The 17,426-nt window shown below is 70.6% G+C and carries 14 protein-coding genes and 1 pseudogene; 9 read left to right on the top strand and 6 right to left on the bottom strand.

The features are described 5' to 3' along the window. Positions 1-2 precede the first annotated feature (2 nt). Complete coding sequence (locus ON39_RS40960; protein WP_083895005.1) at positions 3-236, top strand: acyl carrier protein; 234 nt, start codon at positions 3-5, stop codon at positions 234-236. Here ON39_RS40960 and ON39_RS40955 read toward each other — a convergent pair. From ON39_RS40955 to ON39_RS46530, 6 genes are read right to left on the bottom strand one after another with little or no spacing between them, the layout of a single operon-like run. Continuing rightward, on the bottom strand, positions 218-1,006 hold the full coding sequence (locus ON39_RS40955; protein WP_040742313.1) for an SDR family NAD(P)-dependent oxidoreductase: 789 nt from the start codon (positions 1,004-1,006) through the stop codon (positions 218-220). The genes ON39_RS40960 and ON39_RS40955 overlap by 19 nt on opposite strands. A gap of 9 nt (positions 1,007-1,015) precedes the next feature. Then, positions 1,016-2,413, bottom strand: coding sequence for an aldehyde dehydrogenase family protein (locus tag ON39_RS40950; protein ID WP_040742312.1), 1,398 nt, complete (start codon positions 2,411-2,413; stop codon positions 1,016-1,018). Beyond that, positions 2,403-3,374 carry an isocitrate lyase/phosphoenolpyruvate mutase family protein gene (locus ON39_RS40945; protein WP_246003195.1) on the bottom strand — a complete coding sequence of 324 codons (972 nt, stop codon included), beginning with the start codon at positions 3,372-3,374 and terminating at the stop codon, positions 2,403-2,405. The genes ON39_RS40950 and ON39_RS40945 overlap by 11 nt, the downstream gene beginning before the upstream one ends. 16 nt (positions 3,375-3,390) lie before the next feature. Further along, a complete protein-coding gene (locus ON39_RS40940; protein WP_040742311.1) occupies positions 3,391-4,401 on the bottom strand; it encodes an NAD(P)-dependent oxidoreductase in 1,011 nt (336 codons plus the stop codon). 24 nt (positions 4,402-4,425) lie between these two features. After that, entirely contained in the window at positions 4,426-5,742 is a 1,317-nt protein-coding gene (locus ON39_RS40935; protein ID WP_040742310.1) for a cupin domain-containing protein, read from the bottom strand. A gap of 33 nt (positions 5,743-5,775) precedes the next feature. Continuing rightward, positions 5,776-6,927, bottom strand: coding sequence for an iron-containing alcohol dehydrogenase (locus tag ON39_RS46530; RefSeq protein WP_051187755.1), 1,152 nt, complete (start codon positions 6,925-6,927; stop codon positions 5,776-5,778). Positions 6,928-7,189: 262 nt separating this feature from the next. Between ON39_RS46530 and ON39_RS46525 the strand changes: the two genes are divergently transcribed. From ON39_RS46525 to ON39_RS40890, 8 genes and pseudogenes are all read left to right on the top strand, one after another. Then, the gene (locus ON39_RS46525; protein WP_051187754.1) at positions 7,190-8,020 is read left to right on the top strand and encodes a methyltransferase domain-containing protein; all 831 of its coding nucleotides are present in this window, start codon (positions 7,190-7,192) and stop codon (positions 8,018-8,020) included. A 1-nt stretch (position 8,021) separates the two neighbouring features. Continuing rightward, on the top strand, positions 8,022-9,248 hold the full coding sequence (locus ON39_RS40920; RefSeq protein WP_255219339.1) for a M20 family metallopeptidase: 1,227 nt from the start codon (positions 8,022-8,024) through the stop codon (positions 9,246-9,248). Beyond that, entirely contained in the window at positions 9,248-10,606 is a 1,359-nt protein-coding gene (locus ON39_RS40915; protein ID WP_040742306.1) for a condensation domain-containing protein, read from the top strand. Before ON39_RS40920 ends, ON39_RS40915 begins: the two co-directional genes overlap by 1 nt. Continuing rightward, positions 10,606-11,682: an SDR family oxidoreductase gene (locus tag ON39_RS40910; protein WP_040742304.1), complete on the top strand. Its 1,077-nt coding sequence runs from the start codon at positions 10,606-10,608 to the stop codon at positions 11,680-11,682. The genes ON39_RS40915 and ON39_RS40910 overlap by 1 nt, the downstream gene beginning before the upstream one ends. Positions 11,683-11,917: 235 nt before the next feature. Further along, complete coding sequence (locus ON39_RS40905) at positions 11,918-14,149, top strand: solute carrier family 23 protein (protein ID WP_040742303.1); 2,232 nt, start codon at positions 11,918-11,920, stop codon at positions 14,147-14,149. 282 nt (positions 14,150-14,431) lie between these two features. After that, entirely contained in the window at positions 14,432-16,684 is a 2,253-nt protein-coding gene (locus ON39_RS40900; RefSeq protein WP_040742301.1) for a SulP family inorganic anion transporter, read from the top strand. Between the two features lie 95 nt (positions 16,685-16,779). After that, positions 16,780-17,205, top strand: a complete 426-nt coding sequence (locus ON39_RS40895; RefSeq protein ID WP_040742300.1) for a TIGR02611 family protein — start codon at positions 16,780-16,782, stop codon at positions 17,203-17,205. Next, positions 17,202-17,426: pseudogene (locus tag ON39_RS40890) on the top strand ((2Fe-2S)-binding protein); the annotation flags it as partial. The gene ON39_RS40895 and the pseudogene ON39_RS40890, both read left to right, overlap by 4 nt.

Here is a 17,426-nt window from a genome sequence, read left to right as displayed (position 1 = left end):
CCGTGCGAGAACGGATTTGGACGGTGGTCGGGCGCGTGTGCGGCCCCGATTTCACCGAACCGACCGCGAACTTCTATGAGCTGGGCGGTGACTCGCTGCTCGCCGGCGAGCTGATGACCGGGCTACGCACGGAGTTCGGCGTCGAGCTGCCGATGACTCTCGTCTTCGAGGCGCCCGACATGGGCGCCTTCGTCGACGACGCGGCGGGGGAGGTGACTCAGCGCGGCGGATCGTAGCGGCCGTCGACGGCGGTCCAGCCGCCGTCGACGCACAGCAGCGACCCGGTGATGAAACTGGACGCGTCGGAGGCCAAAAACGCGACCGCCCCGGCGATCTCGCTCGGCCGGGCCCACCGGCCGAGCGCGCTCTTGGCCGCGTAGGCGGCCTGCCACTCCGGCACCGCGAAGATCGGGTCGGTCAGCGGCGTGCGCACCACGCCGGGCGCGACCGCGTTCACCCGCACCCCGGCGGGCCCGAATTCCGCCGCGGCGCCGCGGATCAGCTGTACCAGCGCCGCCTTCGACGCCGCGTACACGGCCTGCCCGGGCTCGACGGTGATCGACCGGATCGAGGACATGCCCACGATCGAACCGCCGCCCCGGGCGACCATCCCGGCGCCGAACGCGCGAATGATGTGGAAGGCGCCGCGCAGGTTCAGGTCGAGCACGTCGTCGAACTCGGCGGTGGTGTAGTCGAACAGACGCTTGCGGACGTTGCGACCGGTGGTGAAGACGAGCACGTCGAGATCGGGCAGCGCCGCGGCGGCCGCGGCGACGGCGTCGGCATCCCGGACATCCAACAGCGTTGCGGCGGAATCGGATCCGGATCCTCCCGCAGTCTCCTCCGCCTTCGCGAGGTCGATATCCGCGCACGTCACCCGCGCCCCGAGCGCGCCGAGCGCGAGCGCCGATTCGCGGCCGATGCCGCTGCCCGCGCCGATCACGAGGGCGCGTTTCCCGTCGAGCCGGAACATGGCTCGATAGTCGACAGAGTCCGACACGGTCATTCGTTCGTCCTAACCTGCGAAGGGGTACGGCAGCGTGACCGTCTTGACGGTGCTCATCTCCCTGATCGAGTAGGAGATGCCCTCGCGGCCTAAGCCGCTGGACTTCACGCCGCCGAAGGGAATGTGCGGTGAGTCGAAATGCGGTCCGGCATTGAGGTTTACGGCACCGACCCGCAGCGCCTCGGCAATACTGGTGAAGGCGGCCACATTCGAGGTGACCACGCCCGCCTGCAACCCGTACCGCGTCCCGTTGGCGACCCGGATCGCCTCCGCGGTGTCGGCCACTCGGATGACCGGCGCTACGGGCCCGAAGGTCTCCTCGACCACCAACTCGGCGTCCGCCGGGACGTGGTCCAGCACCGCGGGGGTGATGAGCGGACCGCGCCGATCGCCGCCGTGCAGCAGTTTCGCGTTCGCGGCGACCGCGCCTGCGATCCGCCGCTCCACCACGACCGCGGCGTCCTCGCTGATGAGCGGGCCGACATCGGTCGCCGGATCGAGCGGATCCCCGGCCCGTTTGCCCCGCGCCGCCTCCACCACCCCGGCGACCAGCTCGTCGGCGACGTCGCCGACGACGATCACGCGCTTGATCCCCCGGCAGGACTGCCCCGCGGTGGCGAAGGCGCCCTGCCCGACCAGCTGCATCGCGAGTGCGAGATCGGCGTCGGGCAGCACGATGAGCGGATCGTTCCCGCCCAGCTCCAGCAGCACCTTCTTGCCCGCGGCGGCCCTGGCCACCGCGCGTCCCGTGCTCGCCGAGCCGGTGAAGGTGACCATGTCGATCTCCGGATGCCCGGCGATTGCGGCGCCGATGACGCCGGGTTCGCCGGTGGTGACGACCAGGTGCTCCGGCGGCAGCCCGGCCTCGAGCAGGATCTCGGCGAAGGCGAGCGCGGTGAGCGGCGTCTTCTCCGACGGTTTGAGCACGACCGCGCAGCCCGCGGCGACGGCGGGCGCGATCTTCACGACCACCTGGTTGAGCGGCCGGTTGAACGGCGTGATCGCGGCGACGATCCCGATCGGCTCGAACACGGTGAGCGCCAGGCGATCATGGCCCGGCACCGGGATGTTCTCGCCGCGCAGGCGCTCGGCCTCGCCCGCCGCGACGACCAGGTTGGTGGCGGCCCGCTCGGTCTCCTTGCGGGTCTCGGCGAGGCACACGCCGGATTCGCGGGAGATCAATTCGGCCAGGGCGTCCGATCTTTCGCGGATCAGGCGCGCGGCCGCGTGCAGGATCGCCGCCCGCCGGTCCGGCCGTGGCGGTCGCCAGGCGGCTCGGACGCCCCGCACGGCCTCGTCCAACTGCGCGGCGGTGTCGCGCGCGACCCGGCCGACGGTCTCGCCGGTCCAGGGGCTGCGCACCGCGATGTCGTCGGAGGAGGGCTGTAACGCGCCGTCACGAAACATGTTTCACGTCCTCGTCGCTCATCGAATGTGACTGCACTCGTACGGGTTTCGCGTCGGACCACTTCTGCGCCAACGCGGTGTAGTGCGCCTCGTCGGCCTCCAGTTCCGGATACCCCATTAGGTCGAACAGTTCTCGCAGCGAGGCGATGCCGGGCTCGACCGCGGCCGCGCCGTCGGCCAGTAGCGACCGGCAGACCTGCCGCATGGCGGCGACCGCGGCGCGCATGGACTGGTTGGCCCAGATCACCGCGGCGATACCGAGTTCGGCGAAGGTCGCCCTCGGCACCGTGTGGTAGGTCGTCGGCGCGATCACCAGCGGCAGCCGCGCGCCCCACTCCGCGGTGAACTCGGCGATCTCGTCGACGGTGCGACGCCGCGAGTGGATGAAGATGGCGTCCGCCCCGGCCTGCCGGTACGCCTCGGCGCGGCGCAGCGCCTCGGCGAGACCGGCTCCGGCGATCAGGGCCTCGGTTCGGGCCACCAGCACGAACTCGGCGTCGACCTGGTCGCGGCAGGCCGCGAGCTTGGCGCACATGTCGCCGACCGGCGCCAGCGGGTGACTGTCGCCGAAGTAGGAGTTCATCTTGGGAAAGACCTTGTCCTCCAGGCACATTCCCGCCGCGCCGATCCGCTCGGCGCGCGCGGCGAACCGGCGCGCGGTGTTGAAGTTGCCGTAGCCGGTGTCGGCGTCGACGAGCACCGGCAGGCCGCCGCCCTCGACGATCCGCGCCACGAGATCGAGCAGTTCGGCCCAGGAGATCTCGTCGCTGTCCCGCGCGCCGAGCACGGTCGACATGCACAGGCCGGACGCCCACACACCGGTGAATCCGGCCTCGGCCGCGATGCGGGCGCTGAGGCCGTCGTGGGCGCCCATCAGGTAGGACGGCTGCGGATCGGCGAGCAGCCCGCGCAGCCGCAGACCGGCCGTGGCGCCGGTTCGCCCAGGGAAGTTCTCGCTCACGCGCATCGCCTCTCGATCAGGTCACTCGGCCCTCGGCGGGCGGCGGCCCGCCGGCCAGCACGGTCGCCACGCCCTCGGCGATCCGGCGGCGGCAGCTGCGCTCGGACTCCGCCGACAGGAACGCGCGGTGCGCGGACACCACCACGTCGTCGCGGGGCAGCAGCTTTCGCGCCGTCGGATCGTCGTTGGGGTCCTCCGGCGTGAAGACGTCCGAGGCGAAACCGCCCAGCCGGCCCGCCTCCAGCGCCTCGAGCGCGGCGGCCGGATCGACCAGCCGACCCCGCGCGGTGTTGACGAGCAGGGCGCCCGGCCGGACCGCGGCCAGGGCGGTGGCGTCCACGAGGCGGTCGGTCTCTTCGGTGAGTGCCGCGTGGATCACCACCGAGTCCGCCGCGGCGAACAACTCGGTCAGGTCGCCGACGGCGGTGACGCCGTAGCCGGCCATGAGATCGGCGGACACGTAGGGGTCGTAGGCGATGATGTTCCGGTAGAACGCCTGAAGTTTCCGGGCGGTCGCCCGGCCGATGCGGCCGAATCCGATGATGCCCGCGGTGCACGTCGCCACCCGCCGCGGCACCCCGCCCGCGTGGATGTTCCACCGGCCGATCTTGACGAGCCGGTTTTGGGTGCAGACCTTGCGCTCCAGCGCGAGCAGGAGGGCGAGGGTGTGCGTGCTGACCTCGTCGACGCAGTAATCGGGCACGTTGAACGCCACGATGCCCGTCCCGGCCAGCAGCGGCGCGTTCAGATTGTCGATGCCGACCCCGCTGCGCGCGATCACCCGGCAGTTCGGCCCGACGGCGTCGAGCAGTTCGGGGGTGACCTGGCAGCGATAGATCACCAGGGCGTCCGCGCCGCGCACATGATCGTGGAACTCCGGGCCCTGCACCACATATCGGCCGTCGAACAGCCCGAGGCGCAGGTCGATCCCGTCGCCGAAGACGGTGCGTTCGATATCGGCCCTGGCCGGATCCGGTCGGCCCTGCTCGTTCAACGCCCAGGCGGGATCGGTGTAGACGACGCGCACTCTGTTCTCCCTTGCCCGCGGTTCTCAGGAGTCGTAACCCCAGCCGCGGCTGTCCCGGCGGCCGCGCCGCAGGGTGGACGCCGCGGCGTAGGTATTGGTCAGCTCGTACAGGTCGAGGTAGCCCAGGTGTCGTCCGGAGCCGAGCTTGATCAGCGCGGCGTCGCCGGACCACCGATGCGCCACGAAGGGTGCGACCCAGGCCGACGCGTCGACTTCGAGGTCCGCGTGTTCCTCCCGGCCGTCGGCGGCGGTCCAGTGCAGCCTCGGCGTGCCCGAGGTCACGAGGTAGTGCGACTCGGCGGGCTCGCACAGGCTCGCGCCGTCGTCCCCGGTTACCCGCATGAACAGGCCGGTGAGGTCGGGCAGGTGTGGGGCGGAGGCCATGGAGGCGACCCGGTAACCCTGGAAAACCCTTGTCTCCCTGCGGCATCCGTCGACATCCTGGAACGTCTTGCCGACCGCGTCGTGCCGGGTCGCGGGCCGCAGCAGCAGCCGGTAGTCGAAGCCGAGCGTCGTCCCCAGTGCGCGCAGGAGTTCGACCTCGCCCCGGTCGAGCGCGGCGACGAGATCCGTTGCGGGCACGCCCATTCCCGACGCGGCCGACTCGATCGTGTGCCCGCGGCGGGCGAGCAGCAGTGCGGCCACCCGGTCCGGGGTCAGGTGGTCGTCGAGCCGGTCGAGCATGGCCGCGGCCGCGGGATCGGACCAGTCGTTGGCGTCCTCCATGAGCCCGGCGAGCGAGGATTGCCCTGTGTAGGAGACGATTCGGGCCGGGGCGTCGCCGGCCAGCGAGTAGGTGTGCGGGCAGTAGGACGGCTCGACGTAGGAGTCGCCGACGATCCAGGAGTCCGCGCCGGAGTTGGCCGCGATCACCTGCCAGGTCGCCTCGCTCAGCTCGGCGCCCCAGCGGCCGTGGATGTCGCCGGGGCCGAGATTGATGGTGATCGCGGGCTCCAGATGCCCATTGTTCAAGGCGGGCAGGCGATCCGCGGGACACAGGATGTCCAGGATGACCGGCGCGACGGCGCCCTGCGGGGCGGCCATTGTGTAGTAGTTGTAGAAGTGGATGCCGTCGCGCTGGATGGGGCGGCGGGTGTCGCGCAGTTCCCGGGCGGTGCGGACGAGCGCGGTCAGCTCCGAACGACCGCTCGCCACAAGCTGTTCGGGCGAGAGGAGCAGCGCCCGCGCGACCGCGAGGGCGATCTCGTCCGGCCACTCGTCCTCGCCCGCCATGAGCTTGTCGAGCTGCGCGTGGTCCAGGCCTGCGGCCTCGGCGGCCTGTCCGGTCGTCAGCTTTCTGGCGTTGAGCCAGTGCATGACCTTGTAATTGTCAACGCGCATAATCCCTCTCCGCGGTCCGGGCCAGCAGCCGCGTCAGGGCCGCCACATCCACGCGGCGGGGTTGTTGCCCGCGCGGTCGTAAGCGAGTGCTTCGGTGGCGATCCGGGTCGCGTCGCGGCGAATGTCGGGGACGGGCGGCAGCGCGGGCGACCGCGCGAGCCCCTCGATCTTGCGCGCCAGGGTCTCGACGCCGTCCAGGCCCGTGGCCTGTACCGCTTTGTCGATCGCGCCGCGCACGCGCAGCGCGCCGCGCGGGTCGGTGCAGTCGTCGTCTACCAGCGCGTTGTAGCGCAGCACGGCCGCCAGCGTGACCCCGCAGGCATGACCGTGGCTGAGGCCGTGGCGCAGCGTCAGCGAGTACGACATCGCATGGCACACAGTGGTTCCCGCGATGGCGATGGCGCGCCCGGCGAGGTGGCCGGCGAGCAGCGCGGCATGGCGTTGCGTCGCGTCCAGGTTGTCGTGTGGCCGGTCGAGCAGATCGGCGAGCAGCGCCAGCGCGGTCGCGCCGAGCCACTCGGACCGCTCGTCGGCGCGGATGGACCACGCGCCCTCCAACCCCTGGGCGAGCGTGTCGAGCAGGCAGCTGACGAGGTGGGGCGCCGGCAGCCCGACGAGCAGGTCCGGGTCGAGGACGGCCGTCGCGGGCAGCAGGGCGGACCCGCGCAGGGAGAGCTTGCGCCCCCGATCCCGATGCCAGATCGTGGCGAACGGCGTGGCCTCGGCGCCGGTGCCCGGCGTCGTCGGCAGGGCGATGATCGGCGGAACACCCTGTGCGCCCGCGCCTTCGCGGCACATCCGCACCACCGATTCGGGGGTGGGATCGGACGTGACCGACAGCGCCGCGGCGGCCTTGCCCGCGTCCATGACGCTGCCGCCGCCGATCGTGACGACCACGTCGGCGCGGTGCGCGCGCACCTGGTGGGCGAGCAGCGCCACGGATTCCGGTGTGGGCAGGCCGGATTGGACCACGGTGTGCAGCGGAAACGAGCCAAGCGCGGCCAGCAGCGGCGCGGACCAGCTACGCAGCGCGAAACCGCTACCGGCCGTGACGAGTACGCGCGGGGCCGTCGTGCCCGCCGCGCCGGTCACCACCTCGGCCGCGAGCTCGGCCGCGCGCACACCGACGATCGTGCGAGGCGAGTCCATCAGCACGGAGCTGCCGGGAACATCGGCGGCGTCCATCGACCACCTGCCTCCCTCGAAAGACCAGTGACTACCGCAGGGGGCCTCGATACGGACGCCGGCAACATCCGGGCACCGGTCACCGGCCGATGTGTCGACCGGGAAGCGGGCGATCCCGATGATGTCCCCCCGGTGTACGGACGCGGCTTTTTGCGTGAATCCACGGTACCGTAGGGCCGTTGCATATCGGCGAATATCAGATTTGCCGTACCCCTTGGGTTCCCGGGGTCGCACGAACACCCACGGCGCCGAGGTGTGACAGATGGCCGATGGTTACCGCGAGCAAGTTTCCCGAAACCAGGTGAGATTCGGGGCGATTGCCCAGTCGTACGCCGGCGGGCAGGCGCGTCGGCTGCAGGCGGATCTGCTGGCCGAGCTGATCCGGTCGCTGGATTTCGAGCGCGCCCTCGATATGGCGACTGGCACCGGGGCTGCGGCGGCGGTGGTGGCGAAAGCGGGTGCCGGCGCGACGATCGTCGGCGTCGACTCCTCGATCGACATGCTCCGGCAGGCCCGCGCCGAGGTGAGCGGAGTGCGGCTGGTCGTCGGTCTGGCCGAGGAGTTGCCGTTCGCCGACGGCGCATTCGATCTCGTCCTGTGCACGCGCGCGCTGCACCAGGTCGAACACCCCGGCCTCGTCGTCGCCGAAATGGCGCGCGTGCTCGGGCCTTTCGGTCACGTCATCGTCGCGGACAACGTGACGGGCCTGTCCGGCGCGGCGCACGAGGAGTTCGAGCGGATCCAGCGCGTCCGGGATCCCGGGCACGCCACAACACTTCGCGAGAACCAGATCGTCGAACTGCTGCGGGGCAACGGGCTCGACATGGTCGAGTGCCGCCGGACCACCAGTTTCCGGCCGCTGGATCAGTGGCTCGACGACGGCGGCGCGGGGCCGGCGGAGGCGGCCGAGGTGCGGCGGCGGTTCGCGGCCCTCGGGCGCGTCGACGACGACGGCTTCGGCACCAACGTCGTCGTGGAGGACGGCGAGATCACCGGTCTGCGGCAAGCCATGTCGTGGATCAGGGCGCGCCGGAGCGGCCAGATCCCGCACGGGGACACCGGATCCGGCACGGGGACACCGACGCCGTCGTAGCATGGACAGACTTGACGCCATGGGGGTCACCGTGGACATCGCTTCGCTGGATGCCGGAATCGATGAGCAGGAACTCATCGAGTTCACGCGCGAACTCGTGCGCACCCACACCCCGCACGAAGAGGGCCGAGGCGAGCGCGCCGTCGCGGACCTGCTCCGCGCGAAGTTCGCGGAATGGGACTGGGAGGCAGAGTATTTCGAGGCCGACGGCCGCCCGAACCTCGTGGTCACCCTGAGCGGCGGCGCGCCGGGCCCGACGCTGGCCTTCGAGGGCCACATGGACGTGGTGGCCGAGGGCGACCCCGAGCAGTGGACGGTCGACCCGTTCGGCGGCGAGATCCGGGACGGCAAGCTCTACGGCCGCGGCGCCGCCGACATGAAGTCCGGAGTGGCGGCAATGCTGTACGGGACAAGGGCTTTGCAGCTGTCCGGCCCCTTCCCCGGGCGCGTCCGACTGTTGCTGCTCTCCGACGAGGAGGGCATGATGACGGGCGCCAAGGCCGCGGTCGCCAACGGGTTCGTCCGCGACGTCGACGGCGTCATCTGCTGCGAGCCGGAGGGCGACGAGGTCTGCCCGATCTCGAAGGGCGCGATCCGGCTCAGGGTCGACTTCACCGGGGTGATGAGTCACGGCGCGATGCCGTTCCAGGGCCGGAACACGTTGCCCGCCATGGCCCGTACGGTGCTCGCGCTGGAGGCGCTCGAGCACACGCTGATCCGGGAGGTCGGCGACCGGCCGCCGCTCGGCGCTCCCTCGATCACGCCGACCGTGGTGCGCGCGGGCACCCCGGACCAGATGAACACCATCACCGGCACGAGCGCGCTCTACCTGGATGTCCGCACCGTGCCCGGCGTCGACCACGAGACGCTGCTCAAACGCATCGGCCAGTGCGTCGACACCGCGACGCGCGAGAGCGGCATCGGCTCGTCCGTCACCGTCATCGACGACCGCCCGTGGGTCGAAACCGCCTCGGACACATCGTTTGTCACCGCGCTGGTCGACGCGCACGAAATCGTCAACGGCGCCCGGCCGAGCCTCGGCGGCGTGCCCGGCACCACCGACGGCACCATCCTGACCCACTACGGCGAGGTCCCCAGCGTGGTCTACGGGCCGGGTGGGAAGTGGATCGCGCACAAGGCCGACGAATTCGTGGCGGTGGACGACCTGAAGCGCTACGCCCTCACGTACGCCGTTGCGGCACACCGGTTTCTGCACGCGAGATCCTGATGGCCGAGACGCGGCTGCCGTTGACACCCGGGCAGCACATGCTGGATTTCCTGGAATCGATCCGCCCCGGCGGCGCGGCGGAGGCGTTCAACATCTCGTTCCGGCTCGCCGTCGACGGCCCGCTCGACCGGGGTCGGCTGTTCGACGCCGTGGTGCGCGGCATCGAACGGCACGAGGCGCTGCGCACCGGCGTCGTGCGCGGGCGCGGCATGGCCGAGCAGGTCATCGGGTCCGCGAGCGAACCCGAGATGACCGTGCTGCCCGTCGCGCCGGAAGCCTGGGATGTGGCCGAGGACACGCTGGTCGAGCACAACAACGCACCCTTCGACCTCGCCCACCCGCCGCTGGTGCGCGTGCTGCTGCTGGAGAACGCGCCGGACGAGCGGCGACTGCTCCAGGTGACGGTGCATCACAGCGTGGCCGACGCCTGGTCGCTCGAGGTGCTCAAACACGATGTGGGGCGGTTCTATCGCGCGGCGGCCGGGCTCGAACCCGAACCCGCGCCGCTCGACGTGCACTATCGGCAGATCGTCCGCGACGAACTCGCCGCGCTGGAGTCGCCGGCGGCGGAGGAGGCCCGCGCCTTCTGGCCGGAGTACATCGGCTCGCTCGAGGTATTGCAGATAGCGGGTGCGGAGGCCGGGCAGGCGCTGACTTCTCGAAGCGATCGCGGCCTGACGTCCTCGGAAAGCGCTGCGGTGCAAGGCTTGGCGGGCAAGCTGCGCGCGACGCCGTTCATGGTGCTCGCCGCCGCATACGGCTGCCTCCTCGGTCACCTCGGCGGCTGCGAGGCGTATCTCATGCCGACCTTCAGCCACGGCCGCCGGGATCCGCGGTATCACCAGACGGTGGCGATGCTGTTCAACCCGTTCCTGATCGGGTTCCGCTGGACGCCGCGAATGGCGTTCGCGGAGCTCGTCGCCGCGTTCAAGCGGAGCTGCCTGAGCGCCTACCGATTCCAGTGGTATCCGTTCATCGAGGTGCTCGAGGTCTGCCCGGATCTGTCTGTCGCGCTGATCGATCCGCACAGCGCCCTGTTCCCGGTGCAGATGCTGAACGTGCCCAAAGCGTCCGCCGGCCCGACGCTGTTCGGACCCGACTGCGTCGCAACGGATTACGCCCTGCACCGGACGTCGACGGGGAACGTGCTCCCGATCGACGGCCTGCTCACGATCAAGGGCACGCGGGAGGCGATGGCCATGACATTCAATGCGGCACAACGGCTATGGAACGACGAGCTGGCCGCCGCCCTGTGCGCGTCGGTGGTTCAGCTGTGCCTCGACGCCGCGTGCGACCCTGACCTGTCCCTCGGCAAGCTGGTCGACCGCCGTCTGCCCGCCGACCTGTGGAGCATCTGATGGGCAACGCGCGCGTGGCGGTCGTGGACGGTGCCAACGGATACGTCGCCAGCAACACCATCTGCGAGATGCGCAGGCGCGGCATCCGGGTGAAAGCGCTGGCCAGAGGGGCGCGCACCCGCGTGTTCGAGGCGCTCGAAGCGGCGACGCTGAACGAGGGGGAGCCGCCCGCGACGATGTCCGACGTCGAGACCTTCGACTGCGAACTCACCGAAGAGCGCTTGGGCATAGACGATTTCACGGCGGCCGCGATCTTCTCCGAGCCCTGCGACTACTGGCACTTCGCCGCGGCGGTCGATCTCTCACCCAACCGACCCGCTCTGCTGGAGGAGGTGAACATCAGGGGGACCGAGCGGGCGCTGCGACTGTTCGTCGAACACAGCAGGCCCGGGTCGCGCTTCTTCTTGATCAGCACCGCCTATGTCGGCGGCGTCATGGACGCGCCCACCGCGGAGACCTGGCTGCCCATCACCGACGACACCCGCTTCCGCACGGTCTACGAGGCGACCAAGCGCGGCGGCGAGTTGGTCTTCCGCGACTTCGTGCGCGAGCACGGCGTCGACGGCTCGGTGTTCCGGCTCGGGCAGGTGGTCGGCTCGGCCAAAACCGGCCACACCACTTCGGATTTCGGCATCTACAACTTCATGACGAACATGCGGCGGGTCGCGCACCGCTTCCCCGGCGGCGACGCGGCGGTGCAGGTCGCCGAGGGCGCCACGCTCAACCTCGTGCCGATCGACACCTGCGTGGAGTGGCTGCTTGCGCTGGCCGAGGTCGACGAGCCGCCGCGCATCGTCAATCTGACCGACCGAGTAGGCGTTCCCGCGCCCGACACCGTCCGGCTGATCGGCGCTGGACTCGGCATGACGCTGCGCCCCGTGACCCCCGAGAACTGGGACGACGCTCAGCTCACCGCGCTGGATCGTGCGGTGGCGACCCGTATGGCGTACACGGGAAAGTACCTGCTGGACCGCATCGAGTTCGACCGCGGCAATCTGGAGGCGACGCTGCGCGTCCCCGACGAGGTCTGCGATCTCGGCCTGGTGGAACGGCTGGTCGCCTGGTACCTGAAGTAGGCAGTCCCGAGGCCTTGCGCCACTCGGTGATCTGGATCACAATTCGGTGACAGACGGGCCGATTCCACCTGAAAGCTTTCCATATACTTTGCGAAGTCTTTACTATTTAGCCGGACCTTCGCGTCCCGGGTCGCCGCTCTAGGAGCGGCTGAGCTACGCCCGCCGCTCGCTTCGATGCCAGAACATGTTCCACCGATGAACCGAGGCGGTCAGGGCCGCCCGGCGAAGGAGAAATATGCTCACCGACACCGATCTCGCACCACGGACGTCGCCGCGCCACCCCGCTCTATCGCAACGCCTGGCCGCCATCGGCCGTCATGATCTGCCCGCGTCCATCGTCGTTTTCCTTGTCGCACTGCCGCTTTCCCTCGGAGTCGCGGTCGCCTCCGGCGCCCCGGTCGCCGCCGGTCTGATCGCGGCCGTGGTCGGCGGGGTGGTCGCCGGCCTGGTCGGCGGCTCGGCGGTGCAGGTGACCGGGCCGACCGCCAGCCTCACCGTCGTCGTCGCCGAGAGTGTGCACCAATTCGGCTGGGCCGCCACCTGTTTCATCACCGTCGGCGCCGGCGTGCTGCAAATTCTGTTCGGGCTCAGCCGCATCGCGCGCGGCGCGCTGGCCATCGCGCCGGTGGTCGTGCACGGGCTGCTGGCGGGCATCGGCGTGATCATCGCACTGCAGCAGGTGCACGTGCTGCTCGGCGGCGCGTCGCTGAGCTCGTCGTTCGACAGCCTCACCCAGCTGCCGCACCAGCTGCGCTCGGTGCACCACGGTGACCTGGTCATCGGCGTCGTGGTGATCGTCATCCTGATCGCGTGGAAGTTCGTGCCGCGCCAGATCCGGGTCGTGCCGGGGCCGCTGGTCGCGGTGGTGGTCGCCACCCTGCTGTCGCTGGTGCTGCCGACCCACGTGGAGCGGCTGGTCCTCAACGGCTCGCTGCTCGACTCGATCGGGCTACCCGCCGTCCCCTCGGGCAGCTGGACCGCGATCGCGATGACCATGGTGACCATCGCGCTCATCGCCAGCGTCGAGACCCTGCTCTCCGCGGTCGCCGTGGACAAGCTGCGCCCCGGCAACTCGACCGGGCTCGACCGTGAACTGATCGGCCAGGGCTCGGCCAACATGGTGTCGGGCCTGCTCGGCGGGCTGCCGGTGGCGGCGGTGATCGTGCGCAGCATCACCAACGCGCAGGCCGGCGCGCAGAGCCGGGCGGCGACCGTGCTGCACGGCGTCTGGGTGCTGTTGTTCGCGGTGGCGCTGGCCGGGCTGGTGCAGCAGATCCCGAAGGCGGCGCTGGCCGGGCTGCTCATCCTGATCGGCGTGCAGCTGGTGAAGCTGGCCCACATCCGGCTCGCGCGGCGCACCGGCGACCTCTACGTGTACGTGGCGACGGTGCTGAGCGTGGTTTTCCTGAATCTGTTGGCGGGCATGGTGATCGGGCTCGCGCTGTCCTTCGCGCTGCTGCTGTGGCGGGTGGTCCGGGTGACCATCGTCGCCGAGCCGGTGGCGAGCGCGCGCCGCTGGGTGGTGACCATCGACGGCACCTGCACCTTCCTCGCCCTGCCGAAGCTGTCCGCGGAGCTGGCCAAGGTGCCCGCCGGCGTCGACGTGACGGTGGAGATGACGCTCGACTTCCTCGACCACGCCGCCTACGAGCGCATCACCGAGTGGGCGGCGCACCGCGAATCCTGCGGCGGCACCGTCGAATTCGTGGAGATCGGCAGCGCGCGCATGGCCCGCGCGATGGCGGGCCCGCCCGAGCGCGGGCACTCGAGGCAGGTCATCGATCAGGCGATCGGACCGTGGCGGCGCAGCGGCAATCGCGAGGATCGGATCGCGGCGGGCATCGCCGCCTACCACCGCGGGCACGCGCACCTCATGCGCCCGCACCTCGATGGTCTGCGGCACCGCCCGGACGCCGACTCGTTCTTCCTCACCTGTGCGGACGCCCGCATCGTGCCCAACGTCATCACCAACAGCGGCCCCGGCGACCTGTTCACCGTGCGCAATGTGGGCAATCTGGTCCCCACCGCGGGCAGCGACGTCTCGGTCGAGGCCGCGCTGATCTACGCGCTGGAGCGGCTGGACGTGCGCGCGGTCGTCGTGTGCGGACACTCCGGCTGCGGCGCGATGGAGGCGCTGCATCGCGACGTGCGCGCCGGTTCCGGCTTGGGCGACTGGCTGGCGCACGCTCGCCCGAGCCTGGACCGCTTCCGCCTCGGGCACCCGGTCGCCCAGGCCGCCGCGCTGGCCGGCTTCGGCGAGGTCGACCAGCTCGGCATGGTGAACGTCGCGGTGCAGTTGGAGCGGCTGCACGCGCACCCGGCCGTGCGGCAGGGGATCGAGGAGCGCGGCGTCGCGGTGTCGGGGCTGTTCTTCGACCTCGCCACCGCCCGGGTGATCGAGGTGACCGTGGACGGCATCGCGGAGTTCGACGACGAGGGCCGCCGTGTCGCCGCCGAGCCCGTTTAACCGCCGCGACGGCCCGCGCGCCCGCGCCGCGGTGCTGTCGCGCTGGTGGTGAGGCAGGCCATATCGCGGCTGTACGGCGGAGTTAACGCGCTATTAGCATCATTCTCAGGCTTTGCTAAGTCTTTACTAATAGCCTTGTTTCGGTTTACATCTCGGCCCACTGATGCGTCGAGAACTGCTTCACCGCGAGATGCCGGTTCGCGGTCGTGTGCCCCCTTGCTGGACATGTTGATCGTCAACCGACCTCGGCCGTCGCGGCCGAGTTCGGCGAAGGAGATAGTCATGGCTGTCGAAAACGATTTGGCCCCGCCGATTGCCCCGCCGGTCCAGGCGGACAGGGGTCCTGGTCCCGAACCCCTGTCCGATCGTCTGCAATCGATCCTCCGGCACGATGTGCCCTCGTCCATCGTCGTCTTCCTGGTCGCGCTGCCGCTGTCCCTCGGCATCGCCCTCGCCTCCGGCGCGCCCGTCGCCGCCGGTCTCATCGCCGCCGTGGTCGGCGGTATCGTCGCCGGTCTGCTCGGCGGCTCCGTTCTTCAGGTCAGCGGCCCGGCCGCGGGCCTCACCGTCGTCGTCGCCGAGTCCATCAACCAATTCGGTTGGAAGGTAACCTGTTTCATCGCCGCCGCGGCCGGCGTGCTGCAAATCCTGTTCGGGCTCAGCCGGATCGCGCGGGCCGCGCTCGCCGTCGCGCCGGTGGTCGTGCACGCGATGCTGGCCGGCATCGGTATCACCATCGCGCTGCAGCAGGTGCACGTGCTGCTCGGCGGTTCGTCGCACAGCTCCGCGTGGAAGAACATCACCCAGCTCCCCGAGCAGCTGATGTCGCTGCACGGCGGCGACGCATTTCTCGGCGCGGTGGTGATCGCCATCATGCTGGGCTGGAAGTACGTGCCCGCCAGGCTGCGTGCCGTGCCGGGTCCGCTGGTCGCGGTGTTCGCGGCCACCGTGCTCGCCATGGTGCTGCCGACCGGTGCCGAGCGAATCGTGTTGAACGGCTCGCTGTTCGACGCGATCGGCCTGCCCGAGCTGCCGCGCGGCGACTGGTCGGCGGTCGTGCTCATGATCCTCACCATCGCCTTGATCGCCAGCGTGGAGAGCCTGCTCTCCGCGGTGGCCGTGGACAAGATGCACTCCGGTCGGCGCACCAACTTCGACCGCGAGCTGATCGGCCAGGGCTCGGCCAACGTGCTGTCCGGTCTGTTGGGCGGCCTGCCGGTCACCGGTGTGATCGTGCGCAGTGCCACCAATGTGCAGGCGGGCGCGCGCAGCCGGGCCTCCGCGGTGCTGCACGGCGTCTGGATCCTGGTGTTCTCGGTGGCGTTGGCCGGTGTGGTGCAACAGATTCCGAAGGCGGCGCTGGCAGGTCTGCTGATCGTGATCGGCACGCAGCTGGTGAAGCTCGCGCACATCAGGCTGGCCCGGCGCACCGGTGATCTGCTGGTGTACGCGGTCACCGTGGCGTCGGTGGTGTTCCTGAATCTGCTGGAGGGCGTGCTTATCGGCCTCGCGCTCGCCTTCGCGCTGCTGCTGTGGCGGGTCGTGCGGGTCGCCATCAGCGCCGAGCGGATCCCGGGTTCGCAGCGCTGGATGATCACCATCGACGGCTCGTGCACCTTCCTCGCGCTGCCCAAGCTGTCGGCGGAGTTCGCGAAGGTGCCCGCCGGCGCGGACGTCACCGTCGAGATGACCGTCGACTTCCTCGACCACGCCGCCTTCGAGGCCATCGAGGACTGGGTGCGTCAGCAGGAGAGCGGCGGCGGCAGCGTCGATTTCGTCGAGATCGGCAGCGCGCGCATGGCTTTCGCTACGGACGCCCCGCCATCGCGCAGCTTCGGGCGCGCGGTGTGGACCGACATCCTCGGCCCGTGGCGCCGCGACGAGCACGACGACCCGATCGCGGCGGGCGTCGCCGCCTACCACCGCAGCCACGCGCACGTCGTGCGGCCACACCTGGACGGGCTGCGCGACAGCCAGGATCCGGACTCGTTCTTCCTCACCTGCGCGGACTCCCGGATCGTGCCGAACATGATCACCAACAGCGGGCCGGGCGATCTGTTCACGGTGCGCAATGTGGGCAACCTGGTGCCCGCCGTCGGTGACCCGTCGGTGGACGCCGCGCTCGTGTTCGCGCTGGAGGAGTTGAACGTCCGCTCCATCGTGGTCTGCGGCCACTCGTCCTGCGGCGCGATGAAGGCCTTGCACTCAGGCGCCCAAGCGGGTCCGGAGATCGACAAGTGGCTCGCGCACGGCCGGCCGAGCGTGGACCGGGTCCGGCGCGGGCACCCGGTCGCGGTGGCCGCCGCGCGGGCCGGGTTCGGCGAGGTCGACCAGTTGAGCATGGTGAACGTGGCCGTGCAACTGGAGAACCTGCAGCGCCACCCCGCGGTGCGCGCGGCCGTCGCCGAGCGCGGCGTGACGGTGTCGGGCCTGTTCTTCGACATCGCCAGCGCGCGCGTCATCGAGATCACCGAGGACGGACTGGCCGACATCGAGGACGAGACGGGCCGCCGGGTCACACCCGAGCTCGTCTGAGCCCCCCGCGCCGCGCCCGTCCGAGCCGCTCCGGCCCGGGCGGGCGCGGCGGCGGAGACCGGAGGACGACCGGGCGGTCTCGTACGCTGGAGAGGGTGACGGCCGAGCTGGAGACAAGATCGACGCAGACGGGTTGGCGCGCCTTCCGCGCCCGCGTCGCCGCGCGTCCTACGCTGAACCTCGCCTATCGGATCGGGGTCGCGCTGGCGGGCACCGCGGTGCTGGCCGTCGGAGTCCTCGCGATTCCCTACCCCGGACCCGGCTGGGCGATCGTATTCGCCGGACTTGGCATCCTCGCCACCGAATTCGCCTGGGCGAAAAGGGCACTCGGCTGGCTGCGCGACAAGTACCGGCAGGGTATGGCGTGGTACTCCGCTCGGGGCGCCGCCATGCGCTTGTTCGCGGCGACCATCACGTTCGCGTTGGTCGTCGCGACGCTGTGGGTATTGGGCACGTTCGGGATGGTCGGCGGCTGGATCGGAGTCGAGTGGCAATGGTTACGCAGTCCCCTGAAGTGGTGAACACGGTTCCCGGGCGAACGCTGACGCGGCCGGACTGGCTGGCGGCCCGCATTGCCGAGATGGGTCGCTCGTGGGGGACGACCTCGCCCCGCATCGCGGGCACGCTGTGGTGGTGCATGGTCGCCTCCGCGCTGGTCGAGCAGGTCGCGCGGGCCTACGCGCACGGCGAGCGGGCCGCCGAGCCGGTGCTGGATCGCTTCGACTGCGAGGTCCGGCCCGAC

The sequence above is a fragment of the Nocardia tenerifensis NBRC 101015 genome (genome assembly GCF_000308715.1).
Classification (GTDB): domain Bacteria; phylum Actinomycetota; class Actinomycetes; order Mycobacteriales; family Mycobacteriaceae; genus Nocardia; species Nocardia tenerifensis.
This window is presented reverse-complemented; position numbering and strand designations above follow the sequence as displayed.

What these genes read in the sequence shown, in the direction of transcription:
- ON39_RS40955 (WP_040742313.1), bottom strand. Translation starts at nt 1,006, where the DNA reads ATGACCGTGTCGGACTCTGTCGACTATCGAGCCATGTTCCGGCTCGAC.
- ON39_RS40950 (WP_040742312.1), bottom strand. Translation starts at nt 2,413, where the DNA reads ATGTTTCGTGACGGCGCGTTACAGCCCTCCTCCGACGACATCGCGGTG.
- ON39_RS40935 (WP_040742310.1), bottom strand. Translation starts at nt 5,742, where the DNA reads ATGCGCGTTGACAATTACAAGGTCATGCACTGGCTCAACGCCAGAAAG.
- ON39_RS46530 (WP_051187755.1), bottom strand. Translation starts at nt 6,927, where the DNA reads ATGGACGCCGCCGATGTTCCCGGCAGCTCCGTGCTGATGGACTCGCCT.
- ON39_RS46525 (WP_051187754.1), top strand. Translation starts at nt 7,190, where the DNA reads ATGGCCGATGGTTACCGCGAGCAAGTTTCCCGAAACCAGGTGAGATTC.
- ON39_RS40920 (WP_255219339.1), top strand. Translation starts at nt 8,022, where the DNA reads ATGGACAGACTTGACGCCATGGGGGTCACCGTGGACATCGCTTCGCTG.
- ON39_RS40915 (WP_040742306.1), top strand. Translation starts at nt 9,248, where the DNA reads ATGGCCGAGACGCGGCTGCCGTTGACACCCGGGCAGCACATGCTGGAT.
- ON39_RS40910 (WP_040742304.1), top strand. Translation starts at nt 10,606, where the DNA reads ATGGGCAACGCGCGCGTGGCGGTCGTGGACGGTGCCAACGGATACGTC.
- ON39_RS40905 (WP_040742303.1), top strand. Translation starts at nt 11,918, where the DNA reads ATGCTCACCGACACCGATCTCGCACCACGGACGTCGCCGCGCCACCCC.
- ON39_RS40900 (WP_040742301.1), top strand. Translation starts at nt 14,432, where the DNA reads ATGGCTGTCGAAAACGATTTGGCCCCGCCGATTGCCCCGCCGGTCCAG.